Source organism: Sporosarcina sp. FSL W7-1283 (assembly GCF_038003105.1).
Lineage (GTDB): Bacteria > Bacillota > Bacilli > Bacillales_A > Planococcaceae > Sporosarcina > Sporosarcina newyorkensis.
Map to the genome: position 1 here is coordinate 106,353 of NZ_JBBOOL010000001.1, position 23,772 is coordinate 130,124.

14 protein-coding genes are annotated in these 23,772 nt (G+C 40.4%); 11 read left to right on the forward strand and 3 right to left on the reverse strand.

From position 1 onward, the window contains the following. Positions 1-30 precede the first annotated feature (30 nt). From MKY93_RS00540 to MKY93_RS00590, 11 genes are all read left to right on the forward strand, one after another. Positions 31-432: a hypothetical protein gene (locus tag MKY93_RS00540; protein ID WP_078817677.1), complete on the forward strand. Its 402-nt coding sequence runs from the start codon at positions 31-33 to the stop codon at positions 430-432. A gap of 174 nt (positions 433-606) precedes the next feature. Further along, entirely contained in the window at positions 607-1,269 is a 663-nt protein-coding gene (locus MKY93_RS00545; protein ID WP_340757820.1) for a hypothetical protein, read from the forward strand. Between the two features lie 196 nt (positions 1,270-1,465). Next, on the forward strand, positions 1,466-2,080 hold the full coding sequence (locus tag MKY93_RS00550) for a class D sortase (protein WP_340757822.1): 615 nt from the start codon (positions 1,466-1,468) through the stop codon (positions 2,078-2,080). Positions 2,081-2,198: 118 nt separating this feature from the next. Next, entirely contained in the window at positions 2,199-7,706 is a 5,508-nt protein-coding gene (locus MKY93_RS00555; protein WP_340757824.1) for a collagen binding domain-containing protein, read from the forward strand. A gap of 300 nt (positions 7,707-8,006) precedes the next feature. After that, positions 8,007-8,858, forward strand: a complete 852-nt coding sequence (locus tag MKY93_RS00560; protein ID WP_340760884.1) for a sensor domain-containing diguanylate cyclase — start codon at positions 8,007-8,009, stop codon at positions 8,856-8,858. Positions 8,859-8,882: 24 nt separating this feature from the next. Then, on the forward strand, positions 8,883-9,956 hold the full coding sequence (locus MKY93_RS00565; RefSeq protein WP_340757826.1) for a glycosyl hydrolase family 8: 1,074 nt from the start codon (positions 8,883-8,885) through the stop codon (positions 9,954-9,956). Further along, the gene (locus MKY93_RS00570) at positions 9,940-10,791 is read left to right on the forward strand and encodes a diguanylate cyclase domain-containing protein (RefSeq protein ID WP_340757828.1); all 852 of its coding nucleotides are present in this window, start codon (positions 9,940-9,942) and stop codon (positions 10,789-10,791) included. Before MKY93_RS00565 ends, MKY93_RS00570 begins: the two co-directional genes overlap by 17 nt. Then, positions 10,766-12,493, forward strand: coding sequence for a DUF2334 domain-containing protein (locus MKY93_RS00575; RefSeq protein WP_340757830.1), 1,728 nt, complete (start codon positions 10,766-10,768; stop codon positions 12,491-12,493). Before MKY93_RS00570 ends, MKY93_RS00575 begins: the two co-directional genes overlap by 26 nt. Next, positions 12,486-13,754: a glycosyltransferase family 2 protein gene (locus MKY93_RS00580; RefSeq protein WP_340757832.1), complete on the forward strand. Its 1,269-nt coding sequence runs from the start codon at positions 12,486-12,488 to the stop codon at positions 13,752-13,754. Before MKY93_RS00575 ends, MKY93_RS00580 begins: the two co-directional genes overlap by 8 nt. Next, positions 13,755-15,866, forward strand: a complete 2,112-nt coding sequence (locus MKY93_RS00585) for a cellulose biosynthesis cyclic di-GMP-binding regulatory protein BcsB (RefSeq protein ID WP_340757834.1) — start codon at positions 13,755-13,757, stop codon at positions 15,864-15,866. It begins immediately after the preceding gene. A 39-nt stretch (positions 15,867-15,905) separates the two neighbouring features. Continuing rightward, positions 15,906-18,950 (forward strand): ATP-binding protein, encoded by a 3,045-nt coding sequence (locus tag MKY93_RS00590; RefSeq protein ID WP_340757836.1) that lies wholly within the window; start codon positions 15,906-15,908, stop codon positions 18,948-18,950. A gap of 29 nt (positions 18,951-18,979) precedes the next feature. On the opposite strand, the gene MKY93_RS00595 is transcribed toward MKY93_RS00590, so the two are convergent. The 3 genes from MKY93_RS00595 to MKY93_RS00605 form a co-directional block, all read right to left on the reverse strand. After that, positions 18,980-20,113 (reverse strand): response regulator, encoded by a 1,134-nt coding sequence (locus tag MKY93_RS00595; protein WP_340757838.1) that lies wholly within the window; start codon positions 20,111-20,113, stop codon positions 18,980-18,982. Positions 20,114-20,598: 485 nt separating this feature from the next. Then, positions 20,599-21,861 (reverse strand): DUF5068 domain-containing protein, encoded by a 1,263-nt coding sequence (locus MKY93_RS00600; protein ID WP_078817666.1) that lies wholly within the window; start codon positions 21,859-21,861, stop codon positions 20,599-20,601. 307 nt (positions 21,862-22,168) lie between these two features. After that, entirely contained in the window at positions 22,169-23,635 is a 1,467-nt protein-coding gene (locus MKY93_RS00605) for an MDR family MFS transporter (RefSeq protein WP_340757841.1), read from the reverse strand. Positions 23,636-23,772 lie beyond the last annotated feature (137 nt).

Genomic DNA, 23,772 nt, shown 5'->3' on the forward strand with positions numbered 1-23,772 from the left:
TAATAGAAAGACGATGGGAGGAAATATAAAATGCAAGATAAATGGAGTTTACGTTTGATACGCGTTGCTGCAATTTTTGGTTTAATTGGTACGGTGCTTGGTTCTCATATGGCGGGTGCTGGTTCGTATGCATTTCGTCCAATTCATGCGCATATTTTGTTAGTGGGTTGGCTGTCCGTATTTTCATGGGGCGTATTCTACAAAATTTACCGAGTGCGTGCAAAGAAGCTTCTGACAGTCCAAGGTTGGACAGGAATCGTCGGGGCGATTGGATTGACAGCCGGTATGTGGTTACAATTCATGCAGCCGTTTAATATTAATGAGACATTTTCGCTGATCTTCTATATTGTCGGTGGAACAGTTCTGCTCGTCAGCTTTGCGCTATTTGTCATTGTGACTTTTATGGTAGAGAAAACAAAAGCAGTTCGTTAATTAGTCGAGAGTCCAAGAAAGCGGTTATTCCGTGTTCTTGGGCTTTTTGTGTTTTGGGGGGAGTGTCTGTCGAAACGTAAAGAACGTTTTTTCTCGATAGTCAGTGTTTTCAACAAAAAAAACAGTTGGGTTATGGCATACTGGATGGACTTATAGCATAAAGGGGCCATGACAATGACAGGAAATAATCGCTTTACACTGACGATGATTTGCTTTGGGTTAGTGATCGCCGCAAGTGTGCTGATCAAGCAGTCGGCTAGTTCGGAGCAGAATGAGCCCAAGCCGGAACTTACAGTGCAGGATTATGCGCAGATGAACGTGGCAGTTGAAGACGTGCTGAAGGAGATGCCGGAAATTACAGAGGAGTTGGAACGGATTCATTTGGGGCATATTGAAGATGGGATGGAAGAGCTGCTTTCTGTGACGAAGGCGGAATTCCGTATACGTGTGGAAAATAATTTAACGAAGCAGGAACATTCAACAGAGTTCATGCGGGCGATGGCAGAGAAAGAGACAGGTCGATACGTGGATGCGCTTCGTGTTGCGAAAGAGGAATATGGAATTCGTGTAGCAGAGGAGGAAGTGACGGAATTCATTAAAAAAAATGTAGCCAATGTTCGCAGTAAGGAGAAGAAGAACTATGCGGAAGCGCTCGGTTTGACGCTATACCAACTTGATTACCAATTCGATCGGGACTTTTATGTGATGGATGTGCTGTGGGAGAAATTGATGCCTATTGTGACGAAGAACTATCCAAAGCAGGATGGTGAGAGTGAGCAAGCGTATGGTGAACGCGCAAAGGAAGAATTTTTTAGCCAGGCAGCTGAGAGTAATTAGGAATGAAGTAGAAAAAATGAGTTTATGCTACTTTAAAGAATGCGACCCTGATTGAGGATGAAAAAAATAAGTAGGCACTAAAGACTATTCTTGGGTAGAGAATGGTCTTTTTTGCATGCTTTTTTTGTTTAAGAGTTTTGTAAGAGTCAATTACTATACTAGATTGGTAGAAGTTGAGTATCAAGGAGAGAGTGGAATGGTACGTAAATCATTGGGCTGGATACTTGTAGTTTCTGGATTGTTGATTGTCGGCTATCCCTTCTTGCAAAAGGTTGCGTACGATAGGCAACAGCAACAGCTCCTTACTGCGTTTGACCAACTGGGGGCAATAGAGGATAGGGAGAACTTTGACGACCAGGAAACTGCGCTATCCTCCATTAATGAAGATCAAAGTCTTGACTTAAAAGGAGCACGAGGCATTATAACGATTGGAAAGATAGATCTTGAAATGCTTATCTTTGAAGGTGCCTCAGAAACAGAGCTTAGTAAAGGTGTAGGGATGATTGAACCGCAAAAAGATTTCTTTAAACACAATGTCGGCTTGGCAGGTCATCGAGCCGTAGCGGATGGGAAGCAATTTAATCGTCTAGATGAATTGTCGATGGATGATGAAATCCAAGTGAACACCTTGAATAGGACGCTGCATTATCGTGTAACGGATACATTTATCGTACATAAAACGGAAGTATCCGTGCTTGAAGACCAAGAAAATCCGCATCTTACACTGGTAACCTGTACACCACTTGGAAGTTGGCATCCGACCGATCGATTGATTGTACAGGCGGAGTTGCAAGACATCACGCAAAAGTGAGTTGTACAGGCTATTTATATACTTTTATATAAATAAAATTATGAATGAGGAGGCGTTCATTTCTTATAGTCAGTCATTAAATGTGGGAAAAGGTAAAGAAAGGAGAGGGGATTGCATAGTGAAGAAACAATTGAATATATTCATGCTCACCCTGTTGATCTTGGGGCAAACGATATTAGGTCCGCTTGGCGCAGGAGTAGCAAATGCAGAAGAGGGAATGCCGCCCAATGACCCTTCTGAAGTGAATGTGCCAGCAGACAGCAATGAGCAACCCGAAGTTACGCAGCCTGCTGAGAAACCATTTGAAACTCCAGAAGATAACGAGGAACCTGTGATACCAATTGCTCCCGACAACGATGATGATAGCATTGGGGAAGCAGAAGGCGTCGGCGATAAAGACGTGAATAACCCGGATAATGTTGGAGAGCCAGGCGAAGAAAAAATTGACGATGACGAGAAAGAAGAAGTGGCGGATGATGAAAATGAATTGCCTGTTGATCCCGATTATGTGGTAGATACCCTTAATGCAACGCTTGGTTTTACTAATTTGATCGTTAATGGTCATACAATAACAGATGCCACTACAGCAGGTAATGTAACACCAAAAATAGGCGACAAAATTGACTTGAACTATTCATTTTCGATTACAGCAGATAAAGATTATGCGGTTGGTTCATCATTTCAATTCGAACTTCCACAGGCATTGTTAAATTTTGATAGTGCTAGCTTGAGTGGAACTTTAACAGACCCTGATACAGGCTTTTCAGCAGAGTATACTACTTCTGGAAGCACTGTTACTGTTACAACAACAGAACAGCTGGATGAGGCAAATGCATTTACAGGAAAATTACATTTTGTTGCACATTTCAGTGCGGATGGAACTGACGGAAGTTTAGATCAAGAATTGGTAATCCCGATTGTAGGCGGAGCTTCTGTTGTAATCCCGTTCACATTCCAACCAAATACTACTGGCCAATCTATGTCTAAAACAGGTACGGCAAGTATTGAAAACGGTGAACGTGTTATTAATTGGGAAGTTTGGACGAATCGTAAAGGAGAGAGCTTAAGCAATGCTACCCTCGGTGATACACTGGGAGGTGCGGATCACGGGCTTGAACTGGATAGTGATATTACAGTAGATCAGTATGTTGTTGGTTTAAGTGGACAAGCAGATACAGCAACAAAAACCACAACAGCTCCTAATTTTCCAGTCAGTCTAGAGGACGGCCGGTTTGCGTACAAATTAACGTACAAAACGAAAGTGACACGCGAGCCGACGAAAGAGACAGAAACCTTTACAAATGTTGCAACCTTAACAAATGGGTCGAACACAGATTCCGCTACGGCATCTGCCACTCACACATATGGAACAAAACTTGATAAAACAGCAACAACTAAAGATAAATATAATGCAAAGTGGGAAATAAAATACAACTATTTCGGTAGTAAAATGGCTTCACAAACATTAACAGATACAATAACAGGATCGCACAAGATTAAAGAAAGTTCAATTGTGGTGTATGAAGTAACTCTCGATGAATCAGGAAATGGTACAAAAGGCAATCCGCTTTTGTCACAGCCAGATCCAAATATCGCGAATGATGGTAAATCATTCACAATTGAATTAAAATCACCAAATGGCGAACCATATTTAATTGAATATGAAACAGAACTAGACTCTGAATATGTTACCGAAGGTGAAACTATAAGTAATGAAGCTTTGTATGAAGATAATAAAGATGGTGATAGTTTCTGGGCCGGAGAAAGTATCTTTAGCAAAACGCGAGGATCAATTGACCAAGTCAATAAAGAAATTACATGGACGATTACAGTAAATGCTGAGAAAGCCATGAATAATTTTGTGATTGAAGATAATTTCACATCATATACAGAAGGTGGGACTCGTCAGAAATTGGTGAACCCACAGGATCCATTTACTATATCCAATGGAGTAAATCCTACGGAAACATCACTAAAAGGTGATAATGGAGATGCTGGATTCATCCTTGAATTTGGTAACGTCACAAATAGTTTTACTATTACTTACAAAACAAAATATGATATTTTACCAAACGGTACAGCTTATCCAGAGTATAAGAATACTGCAAAAGGGAGTTGGACAGGTGCTGTTGATGGAAAAGAGTATTCCATTACTAAATCAGCAGAATATAAAACTGGGAACACACCAACAGGTAACAACGGATACAAAAATGGTAAATTTGATCACGAGAAACAAGTGTTTGAATGGAATTTGGCGGTTAACATTAACAAGCAGGACATTAATGGTGCTGAACTTGTTGATGTAATTGGTGAGGGACATGAACTTGTTATCGGAACAATTAAAGTACATCAATTAAATTTAGGTATGAACGATGAACAAGGTACGCCGGGCGCTGAATTAGAATCTGGACACACGATATCAGAAAACCCTGAAAAAGATGGATTTACGATTAAGTTTACTGAACCAACTACGGAAGCGTATATCATCACATACCAGACAAAAGATTCAGATGACATTATTGGGCATGAAAACGGCAATAGCTATGGAAACACAGCAACCTTTACAACACCAAACAGTGGTTCTTTTACATTGCCGGCTTCTACAACAGTAAAACATGCCAATGAGTTAATTGATAAAAAAGCTGTTACAAATCCAGCTGACGAAACAATTACATGGACAGTAGATGTCAACAAGTCACACTCAGCATTAGGAGACATTATACTGACTGATAAAATGTCAGCTAACCAACTAATTTTACCAGACAAATTCAAAATGCGTGAAATTAAAATGGATAAAGACGGCAATCTTAGCTATGGAAGCTGGAACTCCGTCACACCGACGATTAATAGTGAAAATAACAGTTTCACTCTGGATTTAGGAAACCTAGATCAAAAAGGTTATCAAATCGAATACAAAACATTCTTCTTAGGTGGAGAAGGAGATACATTCTCAAACGAAGCCTCCATTAACTATACTGGAGGAACAGCAGGAGTAGAAAGTGACTCAGGGGTAAAAGATAAAGTATTTAATTTCAATGATTCAAGTGGTACGATTATATCTACTAAAGGAAAACTAGAGCTTCATAAAATCGGTTTGAATCCATTAACAGGTGAATCAAAGAATTTAGATGGTATCACATTCGAACTGTGGAATAAAAGTGGAACGATCAAGCTGCAAGAGGCTACAACAGAAAATGGTGGACGACTTACATTTGATGAAGTTCGTTATGGTAAGTATCTGTTAAAAGAAAGTGGTACTCCTGTGGAATATATACCGTTTCCAGCATCCGGAAAAGAAATTACAATGGGCATATTCACAGACTTTAACGTAAATGGAAACGAACTATTTGTTGTTGAAAACATTGAAAATGTTGATATGAGCAATGCTTGTGCTGAATATACATTAACAATTAAAGATGTTGATAGAAATCCAGTAGTAAATACAAAAGTTATATTAACAAACAATGTAACAGGTATTACACACACTGCGACGACAAATGGTAACGGGGAAATTACGTTACTTCCTGCTGATGTTAAGGCAGGAAAATATACAGTCACAATAGATGATAGAGGGACGGAAGTTACATTTGGTGACGTAACTGTAATGTATGATGGCGACTGTAAAGGTGAAGTTGTGCCAACACCGTCATGCTCTGAATTCACAATCACAATAGAAGATACAAATAATATTGCACGTCCGGATGTGACTGTAACATTGGTGCACAAAGACGATGATACAGTAAAGATTACAGCAACAACAGATGAAAATGGTAAGTTTACTTTATCTTCATCCGTTACGAAAACAGGCGATTATAAAGTATATGAGGGTAAACAATATCTTGGTGATTTATCGATTACGTATAAGAATAATCCTTGTGCGGCTACTGTAACTGAAGCTCCAACTTGCGAGACATTTACATTAGCAGTGAATGATGTTGATGGAAAACCTCGCGAAGCAGGTGTTGAAATTACAATTAAAGATAAAGATGGTAATGTAATTGAATCCGGTCTAATGACAGATGCCGACGGTAAAATCACAACAACAGAAAAACTACCGGCAGGCGAGTATGACGTGTACGAAGGTACTTCAGCTGACCCGTTCGATGAATTTGCGGTCAATATTGATTGTGAATCAGAAGTTCAACCTGCTCCAGTATGTACAGACTTCACACTTACTGTGAAAGACGAGAACGAGCAAGTACGTCCTAACGTCTCAGTAACGGTGAAAGACAAATCTGGGAAGTCTATCAAAACAGCAACAACAGATGGAAATGGTAAAATTACAATCCCATCGAAAGATTTACCGGCAGGCAAATACAATGTATTTGAAGGCGAGTTATTGATTGGTGAAATTGATGTAAGTTATTTAGTGAAGTGTGAGACAGAAGTGAAAGGCGCTCCTACGTGTACAGACTTTACACTAACTGTACAGGACCGCAACGGTAACGGACGTTCTGGTGTGGATATTACGGTGAAAGATGCAAGCGGCAAAGCAATTGAAGACGCAAGCGGGAATACAGTTTTCACAACAGATACAGATGGTAAAGTTGAACTCCCTAAAAAAGCGATTCAGCCAGGTACGTATAATGTGTACGAGGGCGCAAACTTTATCAACTCATTCACAGTAACAGATCGCTGTGACGCAGTCGTTGCACCACGGCAATCTGGAGGCGGAGGTGGTACTCCACCGCCAGCAACTTGCACAGACTTCATGATTACTGTGTATGAAAACGGTAATAAGGCAGGTGCAGGCAAAGAAGTAACGCTGAAGTCGGGCGACAAGGAAATCGTAATGGGTAAAACAGACACAAACGGCAGCATAACAACTCCGAAAAACCAATTACCAAACGGTGAATACGTCGTATACGTGGACGGTGAGAAGGTTGGTAAAGTAGTTGTGACAAATACTTGTCAAGACACTATCACGTTGCCGACCAAGCAAGTATGTGAAGATTTCAAGCTAACTGTAAAGGAAAATGGTAAGACTGTGGCGGCAGGCAAGGAAGTTGTTCTGAAGTCTGGCGATACGGAAATTACCACAGGCAAGACGGACGCAAATGGTAAGATCACTTTCGTAAAAAGTCAATTGCCAAACGGCAGTTATGATGCCTACGTAGACGGTAAGAAAGCTGGCGTAGTGATAGTCGATAATACATGTGAAACCGTTCTTGAACTAAAAAAATCACCAGTAGATGGAACAGATCCAGAAGAACCTGATAATCCAGGTACCCCGGGTAAACCAGAAGATCCGAGTAACCCGAATGAACCAGGAACGCCGGGTAAACCAGAAGATCCAAGTAATCCGAGCCAACCAGGCACCCCAGGTAATCCAGAAGATCCGAGCAACCCGGGTGAACCAGGAACACCGGGCAAACCAGATGATTCAAATAACGCAAGTAAGCCTAGCACGCCAGGCAACTCAGGTAATTTGAACAAGCCGGACAATACGAAAAAGCCGTCTGACATTGGTTCTGCTAACATTTCAGACAAAAAAGAAGTTGCTAAGGTGGCGGGAGGAAATAATCTTCCACAAACAGGCGAGGCATATCCAATTGTTTCACTAGCTGCTGGCTTTGTGTTGATACTTGCTGGATTTTGGATGATGCGTAGAAAAAGGCACGCATAAGGAATTACTGAAGAATAGCGCATTTTAAATATTGAATGAAAGCAGCGAGGAATATTTCTATATTCTTCTGCTGCTTTTTTTTTGCAAATTTTTATAATTACCAAATATCAACACCATATGCAGGATATTTATGCGAAAGGAATGATTTATTGGACTTATAAGTTTAAGAGTTTTGTAAGAACAATCTCATATACTATTTATACCAATACATGACATTGATACTACGTGAAGGAGGAATAATAAATGCCTAGCCCTTTTCCTATTAAAAATTCTCAAGTAAGTGATAAAAATTTTATAAATATGATAAAAGAAAGGTTGAATTCGTCTTTTATCTTAGCTATGGCAGATTCGGAAGGGACTATTTTAGAACTAAATGAAAACTTCCAGAACATATTTGGATATGAACCGTCAGAGCTCCATCTATCTGACTTCCAAGTATTAGAATCGGACCTTCCAACAAAAGCCGCGTGGAATGAATTGTTGGACAGAGCCAGCCATGAAGGTGAATGGAATGGCTTATTAATCTTGCAGGCAAAAAGTGAGGAATTTTTATGGTTGCAAGCAACTGTTATTCCGTTCACTGAAGCTTCAGACACCGTTACAGGTATTTTAATTATTTTTAATGATATAACCTCGAGAGATGAAAGAGACACATGGAGACAAATTGCATGCCGCCATGACCTGACCAATTTACCTAACAGGAGGTCCTTCTATTTAACCATTGCTTCTTATTTGCAGAAGGCGGATCAATTAAAAACCAAACTTGCTATTCTCTATGTAGATCTAGACCAGTTTAAACACATCAACGATACGTACGGACATATGACGGGGGATGAGGTGTTAAAAGGGTTGGCTCAACGTTTTAAGGAACTTTCCATCATGCAAGACAGGGTTTTTCATTTTAGTGGGGATGAGTTTATTATCTTGCTAGATTATCTTGATGACTGTACTGACCAGATTGAAGCCGTTCAAGCAGTATGCGAGGAACCGTTTCAAACAAAAAAGGGAAATATTCAAGTTCATCTCAGTATCGGCGCAAGTGTTTATCCGGCTCATAGCTCGGACATATCCATGCTGTTAGAGTACGCAGATTCAGCGATGTTTTTGGCGAAACAACAATCAGGTTCATCATTTAAATTGTATACCTCATAAATGAGTAAGAAAAGGATATGGCATATGAAGAAAAGAACACTATTCATCGTAATAATTGTAGCATCCCTGGGGATCTATGGCGTATGGATTCCAGTAGAGAGCAGGGACAGTAGTAAACCTAAAGAAAATTTAGCAGCTGAACAATTTATCCAAAAGTATTTAGTAAAAGAAGATGGGCGCATACAGACCGACTTACTGGATCAGAAGGATATCTATTTGTCAGAAACAGTTGGTCTTTGGATGGACTATTTGTTAGAGAAAAACGATAATACACAGTTCCGCGATACAGTAGATACACTTAAAAAGTACTTTTTAACGAAACACTATCTAGTTGCTTGGGAGTTGCGTGGTAATGAAAAAGCGCCAGCCAACGCGTTTATTGATGACTTACGAATAATGGCGGCATTGTACAGAGCGGGTGAGAAGTGGAATCATCCTGTTTATACGAAACTAGCTGAGAATATGGAAGCTTCTCTTCTTCGTTACCAGACTCGTAATGGGTGGTTTGTAGATCATATTGACTTGGAGAGTAAGTACCAAGGGGATACGATCACCCTCAGCTATATCATTCCAGATGGTTTTGAGCAGATGCAGTCATTGCCGGAAGAATGGAAGAGCCAAACAAAGCAATTGCTTGTTGGTGCTCCGGCAAGTTCTCGCGGTTTTTACCCAAAATCCTATAATACGCTGTCCGATAAATTCTCATTTGATACGGAAGTCAATTTAATTGACCAGTTTTACGTTGGCTATCATCGTGCCCAATGGAATGGGGATGTGGAGCCTCTTCTGAAATTTGCTAAATCAGCGTTCGCTAAGGAAGGAAAATTATATGGTCGATATAGTTTGAACAGTGGGGAGCCAGTCGTCGCATTCGAAGCAGCTGCTGTTTATGCACTTGCCATCCTTATGTGCTTGGAGTTGGGAGAGCATGATTTTGCAAGACAACTATATCATTCTATGAAAGAAATGCAGCAGTTGGATGAAGGATTGCCTTACTATGGGGGATACACCGATGTTTATTCCGAAGATACCCATACGTTTGACAACTTATTGGCACTACTTGCCGAAAGGAAAGGAATCGATGAAACCATTTTTTAATGTAGAAACGAAAACACTGATGTTCATTTCTTTATTAGTAATTTGCTTGCAAGGTGCAGTATTCGTTTTGATTCAACAACATACACAGGGTATATTGCTCGGGGTTCTGTTGTCATTGTTGACCGTGCTGACCTTATTGGCAGGGTCGCTGGTTGGGCTGCTTTGTAGTTTGGGCATTATATTTCTGGTCGGTTCGTTCTTGCTTTATCTTTCATTCAGTTCGACTGCCGCCTTGATTCTACCATTGCCGCTTTTACTGGTGTATGGATTTGTTTTATTGTTTGCAGTTCTGACGGCTGGAAAACTGCAGGAATCTATCGTCAATCAAGGCCGTTTGAACCGAAAGCTGCAAGAAGAGATCAATCAGTTGGTTGCCGTAGATGTGTCTACCGGCTTTGATAACAGGAACCGACTGATGTTGGAACTGGAGTTGGAAATGAAGCGAGTTCAACGTTACGGCGGTAGTTTTACCCTTGTGTTGATTCAAATGGAGTACTATAAAGATTTTCAAAAGCTGTATGGAGAGGAGGAGAGACTTCATCTTCTCTCGTCGATTGCCAATAAAGTGCGGCAAGCAGTCCGAATAACCGATCGTAAGTTTCGCTATTCCGCTGATCGACTCGCCCTTTTACTAACACAAACGGATGATACGTCAATTGAGGTAGTTTATGACAAATTGGCACAGTCGCTGAAAGATCATCAACTATTGAATCAAAAGTTTGTGACATTGGCATTCCGTACGGCCTATAGCGTTTACGGAAAACAAACGGAATTATTGGATTGCGAGGACTTCATTTCACAAATGGAAAGTGAGATGGTTGCGCGTGAATTATAAACTGTTAGTCCAAGTATTGATCCTATTCTCCGCGTACATTTTTCCCCCTTTCTATACAACAGCTGCAACTAGTGAGGAAGAAAAGAATGATATTGCGCTTATTTATATGACGGCGGATGGTGAACTCAACGAGCATGTCTATTTCATAGAAGCAACATTGGCGGGGTTCTCGGAAGCAATCGATCTATATTCAGTGAAAGACGTTATGCCCAATTCATTGCAGGCATATAACCACCTGGTTTTCGTAGGAGATGAGGAAGGAAGGTTGCCGGAAGTTGCTTTAAAGGAAATGGAGATGTTTCCTGGTCAACTTCTTGTTTTTGGATGGAACGCAGATCAATTGGAACGATTTTGGGAATGGGGCTTTTTGGGAGAGGACTCCATACGGAGCGTTGACGGACATTCATTGAAGGAGATTAAGTCCGTGGTCCATGCAATTCCTCCTGGGGATTGCGAAATTTTATCGGAGGGTAGAACAGTAGACAAAAACCTTCCGCTAATTATCAAAAGCGGAAATACAGCATACGTGGCTACGACTGCTTTTGGAACGGAAGAGAAACTTGCTCTTTCTCGCTCGCTATATGTGCTTTTGGATGTGCCAGCGTCTGTCCCGCACCCGGCATATATTCGTTTGGAAGATATTTCGCCATTTTCGGATCCCAAGCTTGTTCGGGAAACGGGGAATTATTTAGCCGACCGCAATATCCCGTTTTTTATGGCTGTTATTCCAGTATACGTCAACAGTGAGACGGGAGAACAAATGCCGCTTTCATCCAATAAAGAATTAGTGGAGGTTTTGCTTGACTTGCAGTCTAAGGGAGGGATGGTTATTGCGCATGGTTATACGCATTCTTACCGTTTTGATGAGACGGGAGAGGGATTTGAGTTTTGGGATGTGCAACTGAACCAGCCGATCACAACCGAAAAGACTGACGAGTTACCCACGCCTATTCTCTCACGTGATGCATTTTCATCCGACAGGGATTATCAGGAGTATCAAAGTGAATTACTGGAAGTTGAAACAAAGTATGTGCAACGTAAGCATACCAAGTCAATTGAAGATTTAACAGAATTAGGGCTCTATCCCATTGCGTTTGAAGCACCCCACTACACGATGAGCTCAAACGGATACGAAGTGACATCTGACTACTATTCATCTCTCTTTGGGCAGATTCAATTGAGCGACTTAAATTGGAGTGTTATGGATGCCCCTTTATTTATATCAAAACCCGCTATTTTATCGGGTATGACACTATATCCAGAAACGATAGGATACATCGACCCTGCACTTCCTGATCCATTTCAAGAAATGGAGAATTCGGTAACCAAACTGCAGGAGGTTCCGGGTTCTGTGATCGGTGGATTTTATCACCCATACTTGGGAGTGGAGTATCTGGCTGAGGTCATTCGGTTAATGGAATCGGTGCCCAATATGGAGTGGCTAGACTATTCCACTACGAATCAACACGTTACAAGTGAACGTGTGACTATTATACAAAATGCAAAAGGTATAGAAGTGCAATCAACGATTACGGAATTTGGTCAGTTGTTTGAAAATGTTAAAGAAAATCCGTTTCAATCCATGCTTTGGCTAATAGTTTTCATTGTGACAGGGTTTCTCACCGTCTTTTTTACCTATGTAGTGAATCTACGTTTTCGCTTGAAAAAACGTTTGTTTAAGGAGAGACCGAATAGTGGCTAATATATTATTTTACAGCGCACTCAGTTTGATTTGGCTCATGTTGCTGTACCACATGTTTTTAATGCAGGGGGGGTATCGGCATTTTAAGACGTACGAACGGGTGATTACCAAGTGGGAGAGAAAGATGGACCATTTACCGACCGTTAGCGTGTTCATACCCGCACATAATGAAGAAATGGTTATCAGCCAAACATTGAAAGCGATGGCACGCCTTCACTACCCAAAAGATAAGCTGGACATTATCGTAATTAATGACAATTCATCAGATCAAACGGGAGAAATTGCACAAGGGTTTGCTGAAAAACACCCTTTTATTCGAGTGATTGAAACATCTCCACCTAATCGTGGGATTGGAAAGTCCTCAGCGTTAAATGAAGCACTTGCCCAATCGGATGGAGAAATCATTGTCGTATATGATGCAGACAACACACCTGAACGAATGGCGGTTTGGCACTTGGTGATGGGGCTTCTTAACGATCCGCTTGCGGGCGCGATGGTCGGTAAGTTTCGCGTCAGTAATGCGGAACGCACATGGTTGACCCGCTTTATCAATATCGAGACAATCTGTTTTCAGTGGATGGCACAAGCAGGACGCTGGAATTGGTTCAAAGTTGCGACGATCCCGGGAACTAATTTTGCGATTCATAGGCATATCATGGAACAGCTTGGCGGCTGGGATGTGAAAGCTCTTGCCGAAGATACGGAATTAACAGTCCGAGTCTATGATCTAGGTTACTATATCAGGTTCTTTCCAGCAGCGATTACGTGGGAACAGGAACCCGAGACACTTGGCGTTTGGTGGAAACAACGAACGAGATGGGCACGTGGCAATCAATATGTAGTCATTAAGTTTCTGACTCAGTTTTTTAAATTGAAGCGAAAGCGGATTATCTTTGATTTGTTTTACTTCTTTTTTACCTATTTTCTATTTTTCTTTGGTGTAATCATCTCAAACATGCTTTTCGTTGTGAACTTATTTTATGATCTTCATTTGCAGATCGGCAATGTAGCATTGATTCTTTGGGGTTTAGCTTTCCTGTTGTTTGTGGCGGAAGTTGCGATTGCGCTAAGTATTGAACGAACAGAGATGACTCGCAAAAATTTTCTATATATTCTTCTCATGTATTTTACGTATTCACAAATGTGGATTCTCCTTGTCATGTATTCACTATTTTTAGAGATCAAACGAGTGTTATTAGGGCAAGAGGTAACTTGGTATAAAACGGAACGCTTTTCAGAAAAGAAAGTGGAGGGAAACTAAATGAGAAGCCTTTTCATAACAGCTTTTACATTATTGGGAATCATGGGATGGCAGACCGTAAGTGCGGATGCACAAACAACCAGACAGCTTCATGTAACGGAAATCGAGCTGGATACGAATAAAAACATATCAAATAACCAGCCAATCACCAATCAGCCTATTGAACTTAATGGCCCTGAACAGGAAACATCCTTCTATTACGAACTTCAGGAAGATCAAAAGAGGACTGACCAGGCACTTGTTTTGAATTTGAGCCATTCAGAGTTGCTGATTGCACCTTCCTCCGTCTCTGTGCGTATAGATGGGAAAACATTGCTTTCTAAATCGTTGACAGGTGAAAAAATGACAAAAAAACTCGTCATACCTTTAGAGGATGAGGCATTAAAAAAAGGTTTTCATGAAGTGACTGTTTCTTATTACGGAGTGGTTAAAGAAGGAATATGTGTAGAGCAGGGAACTACAGGAAACTGGATGACCATCCATATCGATTCATATTTTAAGCTAGAGCGAGAATTATTGGAGAAACGTTCATTAAAGAATTATCCCGATGCCTTTACTGGATCGGAAAAAAATCCAATTACCATTATCCTTCCTGAGAATGCCTCAACGGCTACTCTCAATAGTGGTTTGAAGGTAGGAGCTTTTTTATCTAAAGTAGGAAATGAAGATAAATCAGTTCGCATATTGAGAGAGTCTGAAGTCAGGAAAATAACGAATAATGTCTTGTTTTTAGGAAGTGAAGATGAATTTATAAGCTCCTTTATGAAGGATTTGTTCCAACAGACAAAGTTCCCGCTAACGGATGAAGCAACTATGTTTTCATTTGAGATCTTAACAGATGGAAAGCATGAAGTGAATGCACTTTTTGCGATCGCTAAGTCTCCAGAAGAACTGGAGAATAGAGTATCTGTTCTAACTGAACCTCGTTTAATAGAACAATTATCCGGCGAACAATTAGTATTATCTACAATCCCAACGTTACCAGTGGCACAGGATACGCAGATTGTCTCTTTAAAACATTTTGGTCTATCCAATATGACACTGGACAGTCTGAACCGGGAAAGTCAGCAATTTTTTTACCATCTGCCATATACGTTGGATAAAGAACAGTCACCGATATTGGAGTTACACTTAAAACATACGGCCCTTGCTCCTGATAAGAAGGAGGAGATAGCAACAGAGGAATTGCTTGAGGGAGATATTGAATTAATTGCATGGATCAACAAGGTGCCGCACTCCATTAATATTCAACAGTTAAAAGAGGAGCGCAATGGAGTATATACGGTCCAACTACCGATTGACCACAATACGCTTAAAGACAACCGGACAATCAGTCTACAATTCACTACGAGTGGTTTATTGACAAAGAATCCTTGTATCACGACGGATCAAAGTCGTTGGCTCTATATTGAAGAAGACAGTTTCTTCATACTTCCGAAGGCGGAGAAACAGAAAAAGCATTCAATAGCGGAATTTCCATTCCCATTCGTTGATCAAGGAGAAGATATATTAATTGTTTTACCTTCATCTGAGAGCGTTGATGACAATGAATTGCTGTATTTATACGAAAAACTTCACGTCAATGCACATTCCATGAATTGGCAGCTAGTGCTTGCGGATGAAGTTTCAGAAGATAGCCTAAAAAAACATCAGTTGCTTTTTATTGGAGGGCCAAATGTTCAACCGGCCCTTCAGAAACAGGTTTCGGAGTTGTTAGTATCACATGAAAAAGGGAAACCTGATTTGGCTTCTGCTGGCTTTTTACCTGAAACCGCCGAAACAGTCAATTGGATTCAACCAAGCGTATGGAGTGAAAAGAAACATACAATGATGGTTTGGGAAAATGTCGATGGAGGAGCGTCCATTGATCGGAAAGTAATTGAATTTCTAAGCACAACGGAAGAGTTTGCAACGATGGTCGTTAAGTCGGAAAATGGTAAAATGTATACCAATGCATCCACCATTCAATTAGAATCACCTAGCTCAGAAGTAAAGAGCGATCGGGTGGAAGAACAGTTATCCGGCGTGTGGATTGGAGGACTTGTGGCACTTCTGATTATTTCCTTATCGGGTATTATTTATATCATCCGAAAGAGGCGCCTCAATATATAAAGAGAGGAATTAGTCGAGATCATGTCGAAATAACTCTTTATGAAACCAAAAAAATTACTTTTATTCATTATAACACTCTTGCTGATTCTCACTTCTTTCCGATTGGTGTGGATCGAGTCGAATTATAGCGAAAATACACCGAAGGCAAAAAATGGAGTATTGGATTTGAGAGGGACTCCAGCCCTTTCTGAAGGAATGCTTCCATTGAACGGGGAATGGGAGTTTTACAAAGAGGAGTTTCTTGAGCCGGGCGAACATCCGGAAAATCAACCAATAGAAATTGAAGTTCCAGGTAACTGGAAGAATCACCTCTCAGATAATAACGACCCATTTGGCTATGGAACCTATCGCTTAATGATTCAATTAGATGCAGAGGAAGCTGACACTTATCGACTTTATACAAAAGATCTCGTGTCGGCTTCCCGTTTTTTTATAAACGGTAAAGAAGAAGCGACTCTTGGAAGAACCGCCATAAATAAGCAGGAGGAAGTACCGGATTACCGTCCGCGCACACTGCAGCTTAATGTTCACGTAGAAGAATTAGAAATTCTTATTCATGTCTCGAACTTTCACTCAATGCGTAAAGGAGGCATAATCCAGCCAATGGAGCTGGGGGAATGGTCAGCAACGGAGCAGTCTGTGTTTCAGGACTATGTTTGGCAAATCGTTATAGCGGCTATAGTTTTGTTGCACAGTATCTATTCTTTACTGACCTATCTTTTATTTTCCAGAAAGAAAGAAATGTTATTCTTAGCTCTGGCTCTTTTATCAATGGGTCTATCGATTACTATAGATGATGACAAGTTGCTGCTTTATTTTTTCCCGAACATCTCATTTGATTGGTGGAAAAAAATTATTTATCTTGCATACACAAGCAGTGCCTACTTTTCAGTACTTTTCATCAAGTCGTTAGTGAAGGCAGAAGGCAAACCATTTGGTAAGTGGGCAACCTATTACTTTCATTTTGTGAATACTCTATATATTCTTTTTGTCATTATTACATTGTTGCCTGTAGAAATATATATGTATATAGTTTACACATTTATCATGCTGATTCCGCTACCGCTACCTGTTCTAATTTATCGTTCAACACTGCCTAAGAAAGATGATTTTTTATACTTTATACTCGCAGTAGTCAGCATATTATCTAGTCTTATATGGGGTTCCTATAAAAGTCGAATTGCCCCTGATCTACCGTATTATCCGTTTGATATGCTAATTGGCATTTTGCTATTTGGTTTGTTTGGGTTTAAAAGATTTTTCATGGAAACCGAAAAAAGCCAAAGATTGACGATGTCTTTGCAGAAAGAGGTCCAGCAAAAAGACAACTTTTTGGCAAACACCTCTCATGAGCTGCGGAACCCCCTCCATGGAATATTGAATATTTCACAGACAATTTACGATAGTGGCAAGGGCACAATGACAAAAGACACGAAACGGAATCTGGAAACTCTTATGTCGGTGGGTCGTCGGATGTCCATGATCTTGAATGATTTGTTAGATAGAGAACAGTTGCAAGGAGAAAAAATTCGTCTAGATCAGCAGGCAATTCGTTTGGCGCCTGTTATAACCAATGTCTTTGATACGTTGAAGTTTATGAAGGAAGGAAAATCAATTACATTAGAACATACAATTAATGATAACTTTCCACTGGTGAGAGCAGATGAAAATCGCTTATTTCAAGTTCTTTTTAATTTAGTACACAATGCAATGAAATTTTCTGATCACGGCCGTATCAGGATTTCGGCGGAAGTATATCAAGAGATGGCAGTGATTCATGTCAAGGATGAGGGTATTGGTATAGACCAAGAAATCGCAAACACGATATTTTCACCTTACACACAGGACGAACGAGGCATTATGTTTACAGGTGGTGGAGGAATTGGACTTGGATTGAGCATTTGCCGTCAACTTATTGAGTTGCATGGAGGGACTATACAAGTAGAATCTGAAGAAGGAAGAGGTTCTACCTTCACCTTTACATTACCTATTGCTGCTGTACAAGATGATGGCGAAAGTATACCGCTGATTGAACTGGCTGAAGCGGAGTCGTCTGGCTATGCTGACTTTTTGGACAGAACATTGTACAGCACAGCCGAACGAATACTAGTTGTGGACGATGATCCGATGAACTTAACGATTATCAAGCGAATGCTCGTGGCGGAAGGATATGAGGTCGTTGCTTGTACGACTGGTAAAGAGGCTTTGTGGCAGTTGGATGCTGGCAATTGGGATCTCATCATATCGGATGTCATGATGCCGTATATGTCGGGCTACGAGTTGACGCGTAGTATACGAGAAAGGTTTTCAGTAGCAGAACTACCTATTTTATTATTAACCGCCCGAACACAGCTGATCGACATTCAGATGGGATTTGAAGCTGGCGCAAATGACTACGTCAGGAAACCGGTTGAAAAACTGGAACTGATGACGCGTGTACGAGCACTTACCACGTTGAACAATACAATAGCCGAACGAGTACAAATGGAAGCGGCCTGGCTACAAGCACAAATCCAGCCGCATTTCCTTTTCAATACACTCAATACGATAAGTGCATTAAGTGAAATTGACCCAGAGAAAATGATCAAGCTACTAGAAGAATTCGGAAACTATTTACAGGGGAGTTTCACGGCGCAAAATTTAGAGCAGACAGTTCCGTTAGAAAAAGAATTAGCACTCGTTGAATCTTATATTTTCATTGAACAGCAACGTTTTGGCGAACGTTTGAATGTTGAAATGAATATCGACTCAGTATATGGGGCGCAAGTTCCGCCGTTGTCGATTCAAACCTTGGTTGAAAACGCAATAGAACATGGCGTATTGAAACGTCCGGAAGGCGGTACCGTTCATATTGAAGTTATGGAAAATGGTGATTTCGTGGATATTGCCATTTCTGACAACGGGCTTGGAATGAAGGCAGAGGAGATAGAGGCTATCTTCGAGGATTCTAGTAATAAAAGACAAGGGGTCGGTCTACCAAATACGAATAAACGGTTGCGTCAGTTGGGCAATCAGGGCTTGGCCATCGAGAGTACTCCGCAAGTGGGCACTATTGTCCGATTTTCCATGCCTAAACAAAAATAGGGAGAAATTACTGCCGGTTTCCTCCCATTCTACAATTGATCACTAAAAAGAACTTGTTTATACAAAGCATCTGTGGAGTGGTTGGGCGAAATGCCCAGCTCCTCCATAACACGTGCTTTAAAATCATGATAGACTTTTATAGCTTCTGTTCGATTCCCGCTCTGTATATAGTGTTCTAGAAGCTTTTGCAAGACTTGCTCTGAGTATGGATCTAGCTGAAATAATCGTGTGAGATGGAATAGTTTGTTCTTTGCCTCTCCGATTAAGTCATAGTAATCAATAGTGCGTTCAATTAGCTGATACAACGACTGACGCATGTTCATGGAATGAATATGCGACCATTCGTAGCCTTCCTGCTCCATATAATCGCCTTTGTACTGATTTATAGCTTCTTCAAAAAGCTGAACATTATCGGGGGTTATTTCAGAATGCTTAATGAGCAAATGTTCGATATTGATTGCATCACACTGGAAATTTGAGAGGTCCAAACAATAACTTTGATTGGCAAAAGTGATGACTTTTGGATGTCCAATAGTTGCAAGTGTTTTTCGCAGATGAGAAAGGGCAGTATGCAATTGAATTTTAGCCTTGTCATATTCCGTATCCGGCCAGAGAATATCGATCAAAACATCTCGGTTGATAAATGTACGATGATGTGTGATAAAGAAAGCAAATAACTCTTTTACTTTAGCCGTTTTCCACTTCACCGGCTGGCCATTAGAATACACTGTAAACTCAGCGAAACATTGGATTTTCAACTCTTCATACGGAACCAGACCTGGCTGCTGAGCGGGTGTAGCCAGAAGATGCTGTCGTAAACGCAAAATGGTTTTTTGCAATCTTTCGTCCGTTAAAGGCTTTAAAATATAGTCAATCGAATTCAACTCAAACGCCTCTATCGCATAATCTCTATAAGCAGAAACGAAAACGATGCAAACAGATGGATGAACGGATAAAATATGCTCAGCTAAATCAATTCCGTTGATTCCTGGCATTTCAATGTCTAAAAATGCAACGTTAAATGAGAGCTGTTGCAGACCTTCCAGTATAAGAAGCGGGTTAGCGAATGTTTTAATGACCTCAAGATCTTCGAAAGTACGAAGCTTGTGCGAAAACAACTGCAATGCTAATGGTTCGTCATCGACTAGGATTGCCCGAATCATCCTTACTCCCCCTTTTAGGACATAACCAATGTATCCATTGTATTCTATTTCTTGTAAAATTTACAGAGCTGAAAAAGAAAGCTCGAAAATTTCATTTACTAATAAATAGTGCCGGTAATATTTATTAATGAGTAATCTTTTGAGAAACGGGATTTGTAGCAGTTCAAAATAAATTGTATGCTATGCGATAGTGATACTTATGAAACTGTGATTAAACAACAAAGTGACGATCTTCTACTAGTGTATGTAGAGGAAATGTATCTGTCATCTACAGTGCTCATCAAAAAAATTATCAATGTACAGATGGAAAGATGTTCTGTTCGTGAATGAAGTTTACAAGAGGAATTTAAAAGAGCCGTGAACCCAGTATATCGAAGCTCGTAGTATGGAAGAAAACTGGTCGACCATTAAACTAGTTTAAGACGATTAGAAGAAATAAAAAACGACATCCAATAGGTCAAAACCTATCGGACATCGCTTTTTTATTACTTCATAGGCAAGTCGAATGTGACCGACTTTTCTTTAAATAACCTTTTGGCATTGCTGTCAGATAACGGACCGAATTGAATCTTCAGTTCCTTCAATAAATCGAACTCGTCTTTACGGAAAAGGAAGACGGCCAAAATTTCTTCCTTTTCACCAGGCTGCAAGTCACCATAGAGAGTAGGTTCTAGCATACCTTCTGATAACATGGTACCTCGGTTTTGGTCTAAAATTAACCGTTTTTGAATCAATGATTTCGTGATGGCTTCTCCGCTATCGTTCTTCACTTGGAACTTTGCCGTTAATGCAACGAGCGGGCCATCGCCGAAATTGCGGAATCGCTCAGCATGAGCTGTTGTCGGCTTAATATTGGCAAATTGTATGCCGTCAAGTGTAATGGTAACTTTATCAATTTTCTGTGTTTCATTCATATCTTCCTTTGCGAAGAACAAGTCTTTATCTGCAATGGTGTCCGTTACCATTTTATCGGCGTAAAGATCAGAACTTTTCGATGCTTTTTCTGCTCCATCTTCGTTGAATGGAATTTTAAAAATGGCTTCCTTACCGATTCGCTTGTCAAAATCATCTTCCAGCAAGGGAATATCAACAGTGAACGTTGGGGCTACCAAGCGCTCATACTGATCCTTTGTCATGGTGTACGCTTGCATTCCAGTATATTTTCCAGGAGCGTATTGACGAACGGTATTATCTTCATTACCTTTTAGCCAATCATCCCGATCCACAAGGCTGCTTCGCATATATAAGTTTTCAGTACCATCATCGGAAAGCATCATCGTACTTGCATTGTAAAATACATCTTCATCCAAATTGTTTTCGAATCCTAGTTTATATGTAATAACATATCCTTCGTCTTCATCATCAAAATTATGCTTGGCCGATTCATTCATGTTCGTGACATGGGCAATTTGGTACTCTTCAATGGCGAGTGACACTTTTTCCGAATATGCGTGTTTCAGATTGGGATCGGTATTCGTGTAAACGATTTCTACGTCGCCGCCCGTCTCTTCTTCCAGATACGGATTTATGTTTTCTGCGGATTCGCTGTCACCGCGTTCATCAGATTCTTTGTTTTTTTCTGTTTCAGCTGTTTCGCTATCATTATTTTGATTGCCTTTTACTTCAGTTTCATTTTCAGGTAGTTCAGTAGCGGATACTTCGTCTTCTTTTTCTTGCGCTTTTCCACAAGCACCGAGGATGAGAACTGCCGCCAAGATGCTGCCGATTACACTTCGTTTCATATTCATATTATTGGGCCCCCTTCATTTACGAGTCATCTACCATATTATTGTAGCAGGTTATATATTGGTAAAAAGAAGCATTTTTAGAAATAGTCCTTAAGGTTTCATATAAAGGTAATTAATACAGGTAGTCCTAAAAAAGCGACAATAAAAAAACTCTCTTCACCTAGTGAACAGGCGAAAAGAGGGAGGAGATAGTATAAACGGTATCTATCATTGAAAATCAATCAGTTATTATAAGAAGTATCTTGTACATATTCAAACTCCTTTTGGGTTATTTAAATCCTTTCAAATCTCTAAATAACCAAAGTAGTCATGGTTTTGAAATCTCTTGATCCTCTCTTGGCGTCGCGCGATACACAATAAACGATAAAATCAGTGCTACGATCGACATCGCAAACGCAATAAAGTAGACCAATTCCACGCCCGCTACGAGTGCAAGATTCATTGTTGCAGGATCTTTCGGTGTTTTAGACTGCTGCAACACATGTAATTGGCGAGCATTCATTATACTAATGAAGACGGATACGCCAATCGCTCCTGCAACCGGCTGTAGTGTCGACATGACAGCTGTACCGTGTGGATAAAGCCGCTTCGGCAATTGATTCAGTCCATTCGTTTCGGCAGGCATCATAATGGCGGAAACCGATAGCATGATCAAGATATAGCCAACGACGACTATCCATACTGGGGTATCTACTGTCAATTGGCTCATCATGAACATCGTACCGCTCAATACCAGTGTCGCTGGAATCATCAGCACACGAGGACCAAATTTATCGAATAGAGAGCCCATGAATGGAGACATAATCCCATTTAAAATACTACCTGGCAAAAGCACCAATCCAGCCGTCGCAGCTGTAAGCGCAAGAGGACCCTGCATATAAATTGGCAAAATAATTTCTGACGCGAACATAGCCATGATGATAATTAAAAACATGAACACGGCATGTGTAAACATTGGGTAACGAAATACTCGCAAGTCCATTATCGGCTCTTTTAGCTTTAATTGCCTCCACGCAAAAAGGAAGATTCCGATGACTCCAATCCCGATGAATAGCCAAACACTTGGAGTTTGAAATCCATTCGCACTCTCTCCAACGGAACTAAATCCATATACTATTGAACCAAATCCGATAGTTGAAAGGATTAACGAAGTAAAATCAATTTTTGGCTTGGTTACTTCAGAGACATTAATTAAATATCTATACGCAAAGGCAATTGAAAATAATGCAAATGGAATGACAATGATGAACAAATAACGCCAGCCTAAATATTCAACAATCACGCCTGATAATGTAGGTCCAATTGCAGGCGCAAACATAATGACAAGTCCGATGAGCCCCATTATTTTTCCCCGGCGTTCTGGTGGGTAAATCAATAAAAATACATTGAAAATGATGGGCATTAATAGTCCTGTACCGACCGCTTGAATCAATCGTCCTGTTAATAGTACAGGGAAGTTAGGGGCACTTGCACAGATGATCGTGCCGATTGTAAATACTGTCATTGTTCCCAGAAACAATTGACGCGTTGTGAACCACTGCAAGAGCAGGGCAGAAATCGGGATGACAATCGCCATGACGAGCAGGAAGCCTGTCGCCATCCATTGCACTGTTGCCAACTTAATCGAAAACTCATCCATTAGTGTAATGAGCGCAATATTCAATAACGTTTCGTTCAAAATAGCAAAAAAAGCGCCAATAATTAGCGATAACATGAGCGGCAATACTTTCACATTTGGATTATCCGCTAAGTACTCATATTGTTTGTTTTCCATTACACAACCTCTTTCATTATTACTAAAGCATTATAATTATAATCGACTACCCGGTGAGTGCAAGTTTTACGGATCATTATACGTATATAGCAGAACCGTTTGTTCCAACTCAAGTGTTTTTTCAAGGATATTCTAAT

Excerpts from the sequence above, each read along its gene's own strand:
- MKY93_RS00540 (WP_078817677.1), top strand. The coding sequence starts at position 31 with ATGCAAGATAAATGGAGTTTACGTTTGATACGCGTTGCTGCAATTTTT.
- MKY93_RS00545 (WP_340757820.1), top strand. The coding sequence starts at position 607 with ATGACAGGAAATAATCGCTTTACACTGACGATGATTTGCTTTGGGTTA.
- MKY93_RS00550 (WP_340757822.1), top strand. The coding sequence starts at position 1,466 with ATGGTACGTAAATCATTGGGCTGGATACTTGTAGTTTCTGGATTGTTG.
- MKY93_RS00560 (WP_340760884.1), top strand. The coding sequence starts at position 8,007 with ATGATAAAAGAAAGGTTGAATTCGTCTTTTATCTTAGCTATGGCAGAT.
- MKY93_RS00565 (WP_340757826.1), top strand. The coding sequence starts at position 8,883 with ATGAAGAAAAGAACACTATTCATCGTAATAATTGTAGCATCCCTGGGG.
- MKY93_RS00570 (WP_340757828.1), top strand. The coding sequence starts at position 9,940 with ATGAAACCATTTTTTAATGTAGAAACGAAAACACTGATGTTCATTTCT.
- MKY93_RS00585 (WP_340757834.1), top strand. The coding sequence starts at position 13,755 with ATGAGAAGCCTTTTCATAACAGCTTTTACATTATTGGGAATCATGGGA.
- MKY93_RS00590 (WP_340757836.1), top strand. The coding sequence starts at position 15,906 with ATGAAACCAAAAAAATTACTTTTATTCATTATAACACTCTTGCTGATT.
- MKY93_RS00595 (WP_340757838.1), bottom strand. The coding sequence starts at position 20,113 with ATGATTCGGGCAATCCTAGTCGATGACGAACCATTAGCATTGCAGTTG.
- MKY93_RS00600 (WP_078817666.1), bottom strand. The coding sequence starts at position 21,861 with ATGAATATGAAACGAAGTGTAATCGGCAGCATCTTGGCGGCAGTTCTC.
- MKY93_RS00605 (WP_340757841.1), bottom strand. The coding sequence starts at position 23,635 with ATGGAAAACAAACAATATGAGTACTTAGCGGATAATCCAAATGTGAAA.